Annotated in this window: 17 protein-coding genes; 4 read left to right on the top strand and 13 right to left on the bottom strand. The window is 47.3% G+C overall.

The window, feature by feature from the left end; all coding sequences use genetic code 11:
- Together AC58VC_RS28710 and AC58VC_RS28705 are read left to right on the top strand one after the other, a co-directional pair.
- On the top strand, positions 1 to 206 hold a 206-nt coding region (locus AC58VC_RS28710; RefSeq protein WP_497373794.1), incomplete at its 5' end, for a hypothetical protein.
- Positions 203 to 958: an exodeoxyribonuclease III gene (locus tag AC58VC_RS28705; RefSeq protein ID WP_497373792.1), complete on the top strand. Its 756-nt coding sequence runs from the start codon at positions 203 to 205 to the stop codon at positions 956 to 958. The genes AC58VC_RS28710 and AC58VC_RS28705, both read left to right, overlap by 4 nt.
- A 58-nt stretch (positions 959 to 1,016) precedes the next feature.
- Here AC58VC_RS28705 and AC58VC_RS28700 read toward each other — a convergent pair whose 3' ends face one another.
- The 7 genes from AC58VC_RS28700 to AC58VC_RS28670 all read right to left on the bottom strand — a co-directional run bounded on the left by AC58VC_RS28700 (position 1,017) and on the right by AC58VC_RS28670 (position 5,386).
- Positions 1,017 to 1,688, bottom strand: a complete 672-nt coding sequence (locus tag AC58VC_RS28700) for a GerAB/ArcD/ProY family transporter (protein ID WP_497373828.1) — start codon at positions 1,686 to 1,688, stop codon at positions 1,017 to 1,019.
- A 41-nt stretch (positions 1,689 to 1,729) separates the two neighbouring features.
- Positions 1,730 to 2,140 carry a GerAB/ArcD/ProY family transporter gene (locus tag AC58VC_RS28695; RefSeq protein WP_497373790.1) on the bottom strand — a complete coding sequence of 137 codons (411 nt, stop codon included), beginning with the start codon at positions 2,138 to 2,140 and terminating at the stop codon, positions 1,730 to 1,732.
- 16 nt (positions 2,141 to 2,156) lie between these two features.
- Positions 2,157 to 2,315: a hypothetical protein gene (locus tag AC58VC_RS28690; protein WP_497373788.1), complete on the bottom strand. Its 159-nt coding sequence runs from the start codon at positions 2,313 to 2,315 to the stop codon at positions 2,157 to 2,159.
- Between the two features lie 82 nt (positions 2,316 to 2,397).
- Positions 2,398 to 2,811 carry a Ger(x)C family spore germination C-terminal domain-containing protein gene (locus AC58VC_RS28685; protein ID WP_497373786.1) on the bottom strand — a complete coding sequence of 138 codons (414 nt, stop codon included), beginning with the start codon at positions 2,809 to 2,811 and terminating at the stop codon, positions 2,398 to 2,400.
- The gene (locus AC58VC_RS28680; RefSeq protein WP_497373784.1) at positions 2,798 to 3,928 is read right to left on the bottom strand and encodes a hypothetical protein; all 1,131 of its coding nucleotides are present in this window, start codon (positions 3,926 to 3,928) and stop codon (positions 2,798 to 2,800) included. Before AC58VC_RS28680 ends, AC58VC_RS28685 begins: the two co-directional genes overlap by 14 nt.
- Before the next feature lie 3 nt (positions 3,929 to 3,931).
- Positions 3,932 to 4,486 carry a hypothetical protein gene (locus AC58VC_RS28675; RefSeq protein ID WP_497373782.1) on the bottom strand — a complete coding sequence of 185 codons (555 nt, stop codon included), beginning with the start codon at positions 4,484 to 4,486 and terminating at the stop codon, positions 3,932 to 3,934.
- 105 nt (positions 4,487 to 4,591) lie between these two features.
- Positions 4,592 to 5,386 carry a VOC family protein gene (locus AC58VC_RS28670; RefSeq protein ID WP_497373780.1) on the bottom strand — a complete coding sequence of 265 codons (795 nt, stop codon included), beginning with the start codon at positions 5,384 to 5,386 and terminating at the stop codon, positions 4,592 to 4,594.
- Positions 5,387 to 5,644: 258 nt separating this feature from the next.
- On the opposite strand from AC58VC_RS28670, the gene AC58VC_RS28665 reads away from it, so the two are divergent.
- Positions 5,645 to 6,223, top strand: coding sequence for a TetR/AcrR family transcriptional regulator (locus AC58VC_RS28665; RefSeq protein WP_497373778.1), 579 nt, complete (start codon positions 5,645 to 5,647; stop codon positions 6,221 to 6,223).
- Between the two features lie 332 nt (positions 6,224 to 6,555).
- Here the strand turns inward: AC58VC_RS28665 and AC58VC_RS28660 are convergent, their stop codons facing one another.
- The 5 genes from AC58VC_RS28660 to AC58VC_RS28640 form a co-directional block, all read right to left on the bottom strand.
- Positions 6,556 to 7,392, bottom strand: coding sequence for a sulfurtransferase (locus tag AC58VC_RS28660; protein ID WP_497373826.1), 837 nt, complete (start codon positions 7,390 to 7,392; stop codon positions 6,556 to 6,558).
- Positions 7,393 to 7,782: 390 nt separating this feature from the next.
- On the bottom strand, positions 7,783 to 9,276 hold the full coding sequence (locus AC58VC_RS28655; protein WP_497373776.1) for a DHA2 family efflux MFS transporter permease subunit: 1,494 nt from the start codon (positions 9,274 to 9,276) through the stop codon (positions 7,783 to 7,785).
- A gap of 1 nt (position 9,277) precedes the next feature.
- Complete coding sequence (locus tag AC58VC_RS28650) at positions 9,278 to 9,730, bottom strand: MarR family winged helix-turn-helix transcriptional regulator (RefSeq protein WP_497373774.1); 453 nt, start codon at positions 9,728 to 9,730, stop codon at positions 9,278 to 9,280.
- 268 nt (positions 9,731 to 9,998) lie between these two features.
- Complete coding sequence (locus AC58VC_RS28645) at positions 9,999 to 10,472, bottom strand: GNAT family N-acetyltransferase (RefSeq protein WP_497373772.1); 474 nt, start codon at positions 10,470 to 10,472, stop codon at positions 9,999 to 10,001.
- A gap of 59 nt (positions 10,473 to 10,531) precedes the next feature.
- Positions 10,532 to 11,119, bottom strand: coding sequence for a hypothetical protein (locus tag AC58VC_RS28640; protein WP_497373770.1), 588 nt, complete (start codon positions 11,117 to 11,119; stop codon positions 10,532 to 10,534).
- Positions 11,120 to 11,230: 111 nt separating this feature from the next.
- Between AC58VC_RS28640 and AC58VC_RS28635 the strand changes: the two genes are divergently transcribed.
- Positions 11,231 to 11,746, top strand: a complete 516-nt coding sequence (locus tag AC58VC_RS28635; RefSeq protein WP_497373768.1) for a GNAT family N-acetyltransferase — start codon at positions 11,231 to 11,233, stop codon at positions 11,744 to 11,746.
- Here the strand turns inward: AC58VC_RS28635 and AC58VC_RS28630 are convergent.
- Positions 11,743 to 12,093 (bottom strand): 4a-hydroxytetrahydrobiopterin dehydratase, encoded by a 351-nt coding sequence (locus AC58VC_RS28630; protein WP_497373766.1) that lies wholly within the window; start codon positions 12,091 to 12,093, stop codon positions 11,743 to 11,745. The two genes, AC58VC_RS28635 and AC58VC_RS28630, sit on opposite strands and share 4 nt — an antisense overlap.
- Between the last annotated feature and the right edge of the window lie 4 nt (positions 12,094 to 12,097).

Genomic DNA, 12,097 nt, shown 5'->3' with positions numbered 1-12,097 from the left:
GTTGGGGTTGGGGTTGGGGTTGGGGTTGGGGTTGGGGTTGGGGTTGGGGTTGGGGTTGGGGTTGGGGTTGGGGTTGGGGTTGGGGTTGGGGTTGGGGTTGGGGTTGGGGTTGGGGTTATTACGCCCCAGCTAATGTGTCACAAGTCCAACTTATGTTACACTGTGATGAGAAATCATCGCGAACGTTAGGAGAAATTGACGAATGAAACTGGTATCGTGGAATGTGAATGGACTGCGCGCATGCGTGAATAAAGGCTTCGTGGATTATGTCAAGGAGACGGATGCCGACATCATCTGTGTGCAAGAGACGAAGCTGCAAGAGGGACAAATCGCCCTCGAACTTAGCGAGGATTACAAGCAGTACTGGAATTACGCCGTCAAAAAAGGTTACTCCGGCACGGCCGTTTTCACCAAGCTCGAGCCACTTTCTGTGCGCTACGGCATGGAGGAAGATGAAGAACCCGAGGGCCGCATTATCACGCTCGAGTTCGAAGACTTTTACCTAGTGACGGTGTACACTCCGAACGCCAAACGTGATCTCTCTAGGCTGGACTACCGCCTGGAATGGGAGGATCGCTTCCGCAGCTATCTTGGGCAACTGGATTCGCAGAAGCCGGTTATCGCTTGCGGCGATCTAAATGTCGCTCATCAGGAGATCGACTTGAAGAACGCCAAGGGCAACCATAACAACTCCGGCTTCACCCCAGAGGAGCGCGGGAAAATGACCGAGCTGCTGGAGGCCGGTTTCATCGATACTTTCCGGCATCTCTACCCGGACCGGACCGACGTATATAGTTGGTGGTCTAATATGCCCGGCGTGCGGGCGCGGAATGTCGGGTGGCGCATCGACTATTTTATCGCCTCGGCGAGGTTGAGCTCCAACATCGCCGCCGCCGACATCGATTGCCAAACATTAGGCAGCGACCACTGCCCTGTCCGTTTGGAAGTGACCTTTTAACCGCTCACTAAGTTAAACACCAAAAGCGCTCTCTCACCATCCGGCGGGAGAACGCTTTTCACTTATCCTCGTACGCAGTCTCGCCACTAATCCGCCTCAATTTCTTTCTCCGAAGGAAGTAGAGTCCTAAGATAAATAAGGGAATGACCAAACAAATCGTAATATTATAAAGCGCCCAGTATTTTGAACCTACTTCTATAAAATAGGTTGTATTCGGTACGCAAATAAAGACAAGAGCATAACAAATTGAGCCCATAGGGAACGCTAGCATTTTATATTCTTTCAGCTTCAGTAGCTGAGCCATCCCCATATTTAATGCATAGAAATAAAGGGTCGTCTTGATGTACGTGGTAATGATCCACAAAAATGCGATAATTGTTTCCATCCTTTGAATAATATTACCTATATTAATTCTTTGGGCCAACGCAAAACTTGAATAAAACGTATTTGCCGTCTTATACTCACCCATCACAAGAATACTTTGTGTCAAGACAATGTTTAAAGCAAGACCTCCCAGCAGCGCCCCGATCAGAAGACTTCTTCGAATTTTCCGGCTCTCTTTGACATGGGGCAAGATGACCAGTAAACAAAAAATTTCCAGGTACGGAAAACTTCCTGCATTCATTGTGCCTATCAGCACCTGTGTTATCCCATTTTCCAATATTGGCTTCATACGAGTCAGTTCCATTTGAGGGGCTAGCAAAACGATCAATACAAACAAGGTTAATATAACCCATGGAAAAAAGATTTCCGCAGCCCGAATAATGGGCTCTATGCCAAGCCGTACGGAAGCCCGAAGAATAAAAATTCAATAACCTCAATAGGAGTCTCAGGCATGAGAGCACTTGCAATAAAATCTCCAATTTGCCAAGATATCGCCACGATTGTAAATCCAAAAAACAATAGAAATACCAGATTGATGATAGTTCCGAGCCCTTTTCCCGTGATAAGCGACGTATATTGAATGAGTGAAAGCTTGGGATATAGCCCTCCAACTACGGAGAAGAACCAGACCGCTATCAGACCCAACACAATCCCTAGCAATCCGGATATCCAAGCATCTTGATGACTAACAACGGCTACGCCTGAGGGCAAAATCAGGATGGAATCGCCAAATGTGAGTAGAATTACGATTACTGTGAATTGGCGTATACCAATTATCCCCTTATCCAACTGAAGCATTCGCGTCCTCCTCCATTTATTTCAACCAACTCTGCATGGCTTCGCTCACAGGCTTATAGATGAATACCATAACTTGCAGCGGATTAGGGATGTCCATACGCAGGTACAGCGCGATATTTAGTCTGCGCCTAGGATCAGCAGCAAGCTGAAGCCCCAAGCCTCCTTTCGCATCCATTTACGCCATAATTTCCGACATTCTACTATTAATATACCTATCGATACGATAAGAGTACCAGTTACTGCCCACCACATACCAATTACCCCTTTATATCACGTATGAAAGAATTGCCGGTTATGCCTAAGCGTCTGATTTTAATATCTGCCTTTACAAACACATCCAGATCTACAAAATAATTCTCCAAGTCGTCTTTCACCTCATTCCAGCCCTTCGGATCATTCTTGTGTATCAGATCGCCAAACCCATATAAATCAAACCCAACCTGCTTCTGCACCTTGTGAACCGAATTCAGAATTAAGTCTTCTAACTGCTCACTCACCGATTTCTCGAGCTCGGCTATCGTTGCAGGATCCATTAGATCAATATCACACTCTACTGTTCCTACATTCACTTCGGAATGGATTTCGCAGAATTCTTGCCTTTTCCAGCAAAGGAAAAAGCCCTTCAACTTGTAGTTGAAGAGCACGAATCTTATAAATCTATGAATAATCATATGTCATGTCTCGCCGTCGACGCACGAAGGTTATGATGCATCTGTACATATAAAATAGAAGCACAAACATCTCAAGACCCCAAATGATATAGGTCGACGTCTCGCTCACTTCAATTTGCAAATAGTTAAAGTCCGCAAACTCTTTACGCACGAATTGGTCCGCCACCATCTGAGCCACATGATCCACAATCGGCACAAAATCGTTGCCATACCCCTGCTCCATCATATAGTCCTGAACTTCAAGCTTGAGCATATCCGCTTCACTCCACGAGAAGGCATGCACCCATTTCATAGAGCCATCCGAAGCTGGACTAAAACTGACAATGAAATCATTCTTGTTGCCGTTCTTCCATTTATCCTGGAGTGCATAGCCATAAGCCTGCGGCAGATCCGTCCCCATATTCACGAAAATCAGATTAACCTGCTTCCACGATTTGGTCTCCCTAGGATGATCCGGGTCGGGCACTGTTTTGTTCAACTCGGTATTCCATGCCGCTAATGCCGTCAAGGCTCTCTGCTTGTTCGGCACATTGCCCACAATTCTATCGACATGAAGCACCTCCGTGACGAAGCTCGGATATTCCGGCAGCTCAGGATAATCCTTCAGATCAATATCGCTATGTTTAAAAAGGCTGTAAGAACCTCTCACCTTATTCACATACAGATGCACGGAGGCCGAGGGTGTCCCAGGCGGAAAATATTTCGCCAACTCTGCTGCTGTATTTGGGGACCTGTCCGTAAACCTGGTCCTTCCGTCCATGGACCTGCTCACCTCAAACCATCCGTTGTCTGATGTTTTAAGTTTGTTTACCGCCTCGTGGTGCTCGTAGTGCCCCGGCTCTTTGGTACAGGTCTTGTGCCCTCTACTGTCCGTGGAGCATTCTTCGCTGCCTGCGATCCACTCTTCCCACTCCTCTTTGTGCTCCCAGTCTGTAACAGCCCCTGACCAGACCTCTGTATCAACCGTCCTCAGAAAAAAATCACTCGCTACTACGCCTGCGAACAGGAAGGCGGCGAGTAACGACGTCAGCACATATCGCCACCATTTGCGGCCCGTTACAAGTTCAATGGCAAAACCAACAATCAGAACAAGAAATAACGCTGCCCAGTACGCCATCTGCTACCTCAACTTCACTTCGTTATCTTTGCCTGTTTGGTACGCATCGCTCGTGCGGTCCGATGTAATAATAAATTTCTCCGCGTCCATCGTTTGGAAATGGAAAATAGCGTTCATCAGCACATGCTTCCGAATATGCGTGTTATACTCGCGGACTTGATCGGCAATTTTCTTCTGATTCCGATCAAATTCGGTGCGCGCCGAAGAAATTTCATTTTGCAGCTTCGTATACAAGTCTTTGCTCATATGCGGATTCTGCTCCTGCACCACTTTGAACAGCACCTGCGTATCCGTGTAACGACCTGCAATGAGATCGGTATATACCTTTTTGATATCGTCAGCCTGCATGTCAGTTACTTGGGCCATTTCTTTGAATCTTTTCCACATGTTATCGTAGTTTGACTTATTCGCGACGTGCTGCGACTTGATCTGCTCATCGAGCGCAATTGCCGTCCCTCGTTGTCCCCATACAACAGCTGCTGTGATGATCGCAATTAATACCAATAAGCCAATAAAACCAAGACAACCCACTACGAAAATCCCACTCTTATTCCTCATCAGCAAACCCCTCTGCCTATAATTTCCATCCAACTCTCTTATTCTAGCATATCGGGGCGACAAAATAGGTCAAGATTTTACAAAATTTATGGGTCGCAGATAGAATTATGCACGTGCGTTAGGCAACTGCAAGAGCGCCGGCACGTTCTCATGGAAATCTGTAACTTGTATACGAAAGCTATATTCTCCTATTTTAAAATGAAGTCTATCTTTTTCCTGCATGTACAGGATGCTTTTACCCTCTAAATGGTTACTAATGATGTCTAATACCTGGGCACTTGGCACCCCAAACGTAACGTCCATAGCAGGCTGCAAAGCAGTCATGGCTATAGGAAGCCATTTTCTCTTTTTCGAAACAACGACAACATGCGCAGTTCCCCCGATGGTAAAGGTAAAATTGTCCTCCACGTTATCCAACTTAAAGTCGAATAGATCCACAAGCAACTCTCTGAATGCAACCACGTCGTCAACCGGAACACCTACCTCTCTCAGATACAGTATCTTTAAGAAGCCGCTGGGAGGAAGTACTCCTTCTTGCACGTAGGTATGCGAGATAATCTCCAACAAATTGCCATCGCAGTCCCGAAAATAAACGTTTTTGCCTGTTTCAGACTCGTCGACCACTCTGCCGTCAGGCCAATGAAGCAGCGTTACTCCAGCCCCTTGAAGAAGGTTCACTACGTCATCAAACACTGTGAGCGGGACCTCAAAGGCAAAATGAACAGGGTTTAATGGCTGGTCAGCCTCTTTAAAAACCAATGTACAATGCTCTGAAGGTTGAAGGTGTATTTCGTCCGCAGATTCAAAACTGACTGTAAATTGCAGCTGGTTGCAATAAAATTGTTTCACGCCCTGAACGGATACGGTGTTCAGTTCTAATTTAGCAAAATGTGTAATCATGGTCGAGACTCCTCCACTGCATAGTAGATTCCAATACAACTATATGAAACAACATATGCAAAAAAACCGTCCCCGTAGAGGGCAGTTTAATCCATTTTTTAGACCTAGCGCTTTGATTGTTGACAGCGCCCGTGCCCTTATTTAAAATCATAGAGACAGGTCAGTCTCATTTGTCCTATTTTTGGACAGACAGATCTGTATAATATGAATTCATTTTGTTAACATATAGATATCTATTTTCGGGCAGGTGAAGCGCAAATGGAAAAGAAAGAAACCGCGAAAGAACGCATTTTACGGGTGGCCGACGAGTTGTTTTATCGTGAGGGTGTGCGCGCGGTCGGCATCGATCGGATCATTCATGAATCCGGTGTGGCCAAGGCCAGCTTCTATCGAAGCTTCGCAACCAAGGATGACTTGGTAGCTGCGTACCTGGAGCTGCGTCGTCTCCAGTTCCTGGCAAATATCGAGCACGCACGGAAGGAACACCCGGAGTCCAGTCTCGAACAACTCCTTTTTTTGATGGACTATTTAGCTGAGCGTATGAAGCGTCCTACGTATCGGGGTTGCGCCTTCATGAATACGATTGTGGAGTTTCCTGAAACCGTGCACCCCAACCATGTCAAAGCACTTGCGAGCAGGAGCGATATCTGGGACGAAATAACTTTATTAGCCCAGGAGGCCAGACTTCCAAATCCCCGTGATCTCGCCGAGCAGATTCGCATGTTATGGAGCGGTGCCGCCATGGTCGCTTATGTGAACAAGGCTGATTTCAAGCCTGAGTTGTTCTCCGTAGCGGCTAAAACGCTAATCAACAGCCATCGCGTCGCGGCTGTATGATGGGGCGGAATGGTAAAGCGAAGTAACGGGCTGTACCAAAAGCTCAAAAGAGAGGCTGTCCCGCGGTCATTGGATGACTTGGGACAGCCTCTTTCTTATGGAGCTGCAGCAATTAGCGGAAAAAAATCCCGTTATTTCAAGAAATTCCAGCTTAATTCCATTTATTCGCCCAGAAGCCGTGTTACTCAATTAAATAGCGGTAGTATTTCCCGTTAAACTATGGGGGAGCTCCCGATCAAAATAACTTTAATCAAAAAAGAGCGGATAGATACCATCTAATGGTCGCTAACCGCTCTTCCTTTTCAATATCCATTAGCGCGGACTCTCCGCTCTTATTCTTCCCCGGTCGCCACCGGATTGTCTTCCCAACTGATCCAGTCGCTCCAGCTTCCGCTGTAGAGCTTCACATTGTCAAAACCAGCTTCGCTCAGGCCGAGCACGTTCGGGCAAGCCGTCACGCCGGAGCCGCAGTAGACGATGATTTCATCGGCATCGCGCAAGCTGGCAAAATGCTGCTCCTGCTTCGCCGCGGGCAACCAAGCACCGTCAGCGCCAAGCACGCCTTTCCAGAAGTAGTTCCGTGCGCCGGGAATGTGACCGGCCACAGGGTCGATCGGCTCTTCCAGACCGAGGTAGCGACGCTCCTCACGCGAGTCCACGAGCACGACGCCCGGGCGACCCAGCTTGTCCTTGACCTCATCCATGGAAGCCAGCATAGCGCGCTGCACCTTCGGTGAGAAGGTCCGCGGATACACCGCTGGCGCTTCATCTGTGACTGGGAAGCCTGCCACCTTCCAAGCGGAGTATCCTTGGTCGAGCACGTACACTTCGGAGTGCCCGAGGAATTTCAGCATCCACCATAGGCGCGAAGCCATGGCCCCGCCTTGATCGTCGTAAGCGACGACGGTTTTGGTGCTATCGATTCCGAGGCTGCCCACGAGGATAGAGAATGCACCGAGATCAGGGAGCGGGTGCCTGCCTCCGTGCGCCATAATAGCACCGGATAAGTCCTTCTCCAGATCGACGTATACAGCTCCCGTTATATGATCTTGCTCATAATGATTTCTGCCAGATTCAGGTTGTCCTAACGCAAAACGGCAATCCGCAATGACGATGTTGGCATCGCCAAGCTGCCCAAGCAGCCACGATTGAGATACGATATTTTCCACAGATTCTGCCACCTTCCCCTACCTGCAATTAATTCCAGTTACCTCCACTTATTTTATCGTAAAAGTGTTGCGCACGGTAGTTTTGTTTAGGACTAGTGTGAGGCCCATTCAACTACTAATGAAAAAGACCGTCGAGGCTGGAAGGGAAACCTGGCGGTCTTCTATATTGTATTTAATACAACCATAATTGCTGTGATCAAGCTTCAACACACTCTATGTTGCATGTTATACAATATAGAGGGCTGAAAATTGTCGATTTCGGCCTCATCGGGTTAAATGGTTGCATTTTATACAACGAGTTGCCGGATTTTAGGGATCAGTCACCTTTTACACTGCACTAAGTACAACATGGCGAGAACAAGGGCAGGTGGCGCTCCGCTTCACTCTTCCCTATTCATCCTCAAACAAAGCCGCGACTTGTGCAGTTGTAGTAGCTTCCCTTGAATCCTCATGCGGTTGTACCTTACGAATGAAGAAGGCAAGCACGAGCGCGACAACACTCAGCCATGTAGCGATAATGAAGGAGTGGTTGATCCCGTAGATCGTTGCTGCTTGCGTGACTTCCGCCATTTTGGCTTTGTCGCTTGGATCAATTCTGCCCGAGATGATGAGCTCTTTGGCATGAGAAGCTGCTTTGTTGGTCATGAATGTGACGAGAAGCGCCGTTCCAAGCGCTCCCGATACGTTACGAAGGGTCTGCGACATAGCTGATCCATGCGCATTCAAGCTTCGCGGCAGTTGGTTCATACCAGCTGTCTGAATCGGCATCATAAGCATGGACATCCCAAACATCCGCAGGGTATATACCAGCATTAAATGATTGTATGTCGAGTCCGCGGTAAGCTGGCTGAACTCATACGTTGTGATGGTTGTGATGATTAAACCGATGACGGCCAACCACCGAGCGCCTACTTTATCGAAAATCATCCCGGTAATCGGTGACATAATTCCCATCAAGATGGCTCCCGGCAGCAAAAGCAAACCCGACTCAAGCGGCGTGAAGCCCCGAATGTTTTGCAGGAAGATCGGGAGTAGAATCATACCTGAGAACATAGCCATCGTGATGATTGCGTTAATTAGCGTCGTTAGCGAGAACATCGAGTATTTGAAAACTCGAAATTCGAGTAGCGGCGTTTTACCCATGATCGAACGTAGGATAAAGAGAAGTAAGGAAATACCGCCTACGACAAGACAAACGACAACATCCGCGCTTCCCCACCCGTCAGATCCCGCGGCACTAAATCCGTAGAGAATACCGCCAAAACCAAGCGTAGAAAAGATAACTCCCAACACATCCAGGTTTGGACGTGATGTTTTTATAACATCCTTCATGGAGAAAGCTCCGAAAATAACAGCGAAGACAGCCAGTGGTAAAATGATATAAAACAGAACATGCCAATGGTAATGTTCCACGACCCATCCGGACATCGTCGGACCAATCGCTGGAGCAAAAATCATCGCAATCCCCATCATGCCCATTGCTTTACCTCGTTCAGCGACAGGGAAAATCGTCAGAACAACGACAGACATAAGCGGCATAAGAACCCCTGCGCCAACTGCTTGGACAAGTCGGCCACCTAAAAGCCAGCTGAAATTCCCTGATAATGCACAAATAATCGTCCCAAGAGCAAATAAAGACGAAGCTATTAGGAATAACCTGCGGGTTGTGAAACGGTTAATGAGATAGGCACTGATTGGAACGAGAACGCCATTCATGAGCATATAGCCGTTAGACAGCCACTGAATCGTGCTTTCATTCACATTCAGGTCAATCATCATTTTGGGCAGAGCTACATTTAAGACGGTTTGACTTAATAGCGCCACGAATGCGGCAATAAGCAACGAGGCCATAATCGGTCCCTTGCGAAGTGTTTCATTAACCATGCTAGTCATTGAGATCACCCTCACCTATGTTCTTTAAAATCATTAAAATCTTATTTTGAACCCGCTGGAGCTGCTGTTGATCCTCCTCAGATAAACCAAGCAAAGGCCGAAGCATTGCCATGCGCGTAGCATTAGACTCATCCCAAAGTGCTGCTCCTTTGTCCGATAGCCTGAGCGTCATCGCCCGGCGATCTGATTCGGTGCGTTCACGCGTGACTAAACCTGATTTGACCATCCGATCGACAATACCGCTCGATGTACTGTTCCCAAGTCTTAATTTCTCAGAGAGCTCCATCAGTCTTATCCCAGGAAACTCCTCCAATATGCGAAGTACGATGAGTTGCAGCGGCGTAAGGCCATGACGCTGAGCTACTTTCGTCATAACTTGATAAAAAGCTTGATTGACTTCTCGGTAGGTATGGAAGATTTGTAAAACACGCTGTTGATCGTCCAAAGGTACCCCCTTAAATTATTTCGTATACGAAATAATAGTATGATCCAACCTCAATGATATGTCAATTTTTATATATGGTCTCATCGAGGACTTCTTTAGTATTTGTGATTACGCAAACATTATGAAACCGATTTTAAAATTCAGCCTCGTCAACCAGAAAATGCAAAAAAACCTCCAATCCCTCGAGACGAGAGATGGAGGTGGAGCGGTTGAGATGGTCGAGATGGTCGAGATGGCTAAGCTTGCTGAGCGGCCACAAACGCCAGGACTAATCCCCGATACCAATCGTGGGATTCACAGAATAAGTGAGCCAATCGCTGCGATCTCCTCCCACTTTATCGTAAAAAGCCTGCGCACGGAGGTTATCCTTAGCCGTGGTCCATGTTAAGTTCGCATAACCATGTCTGGCCGCGTACCCTTTGCTAGCAGCGAAAAGCTTCGCAGCCGCGCCCTGACCGCGCTCTGCTTCAATAACATAGAGATCGTTCAGGACCGCTACTTTCGAGGCACGAAGCGTACTGAAGGTAAAATACAAGGTCGCAAAACCGACCAATTTTCCCTCTTCCGTTTCCGCCACGAATTGAATGCCGTCCTTTTGCTCCAACAGATGGTGAATCAATCCGTTCAGCTTCTCATCCTCTGGCTGGCGATATTGGTAAAAATCCACAATATAAGCGAGCATTAACGTTTTTAACTGGGAAATATCTTGTATAACAGCCTCACGAACGGTAACTTGGGTCATTGAAATGACCTCCTCATCCAAATAAAATCGTTATCTTTATTGTACCCAAAATCTGTCTTTCACTGCTCATCCATCTCCTTGCGATACAGCAGGTAAATCATCCAGGCTAACACTAAGCAAAATCCTGCAGCCCAATAGAAAATGGACGCTACATGCATAGATACGCCATAATAAGCAGAGGAGAATAAAATAAAAGCAGTCAAAAGAGCGGGAAAAAACACATGATTCCGGGGACGCCACGCTTGATTAGCCGTACTGGCATCATTTCGCTCCAGCCGCATAGTAAAACCTAAGCGGTTCTTGTTCAAGAGCAATGCCGTAAGGCACGCCAGCAGTGCGGCATAGATTTTCAGAGGACGATACCATGAATCCAGCCTGTCAAAATAATCGTAAACGGGAACATCTGTTACTGACGATACAGCGAATAAAACAATGGATAAATAAATCGTATAGCCAACGGCACCAAACAATACGATCATGAGCGCATGAAGCTTGCGCAATCGTAATACATAGTGAACGCAGATCGCTTCTAGTACAATAGCAAACATGGGACTCCAGGACTTCGTGTCCATAATGAACGTAAATAGTTCGACCAAACAGGAGATAACAAAGGTGAATATGAGCACAAGTGGCCATTTCTTATTCACAGAAATCCGAAATGTATGTAATCCCAACATGAGCATAGAAAACAGAATACATGTAGTAATTGGAATATGTAAAAGCCAACCCATGCGATCCTCCAACCAATAAATGAAAAGGTGATTATAAAAGTGGTAAAAGCAAGCTTACCCTGGCGAGTTGTACCGCTAACTAACGCGCACTGCGAGGAATTATGTAAGTGGAAATATCCGTCTCCCTACGAGCTATACAATTGGCCCTCTTGGGAAACTATGCTTCAAGAGCAATCTGAATTCGCTGACCCGCACATTCGGGCTGAACAGTACCGTGCCGTCATCGATGCTAGTGGCGAGTTATCCGGCTTTGTTCAGTTCTTCCCGATTGTCGGCGTCACGCGCTTAGGTCTCGGACTCCGTCCGGATCTCGTCGGAAAAGGCCGTGGAATTGGCCTCCAATTCGTGCAGCTTCTCACCCGTGAAGCGCTGAAGATCGCCCCCGGGCAGGAGATCGATCTTGAAGTGCTTGTCTGGAATAAGCGCGCAATCCGCACTTATGAGCGTGCTGGTTTTACTATAACGGACACGTATGAAAAACAGACGCCCACGGGCATGTCGAATTTTCATTGCATGGTGTACGACGAGACTTCACGGGGCTAAGCGCCGCCGGAACCCGCAGACACCTCTTCAAAAGCTTGATCAAACTTAGCAGCCGATTGAAAATCAAGCTCTGTCAAACCACCTGCATGCCAAGATGTCAGCCGCAGTGTAACCATTTTGTAATCGATGGCAATCATCGGGTGGTGGTTGTCAGATTCAGCGATATGCGCAACATGATTTACAAAGGAAATGCTATGCATGAATTCCGAAAAACGGTATTTCCGCATGATCCATTTATGATCGTCTGTCGTCCAGCCGGCGAACGCCCCAAGTTTTTGATCAATGTCACTATTCCCAAGCTTCACGTATTTCCGCCCCTTCCAGCCATACTCTGTTACTCCAGGCACTCCC

Source organism: Paenibacillus sp. J22R67 (genome assembly GCF_059692175.1).
The sequence above is the reverse complement of the archived record's forward strand: the minus strand, read 5'-3'. Positions and strand labels throughout refer to the sequence as shown.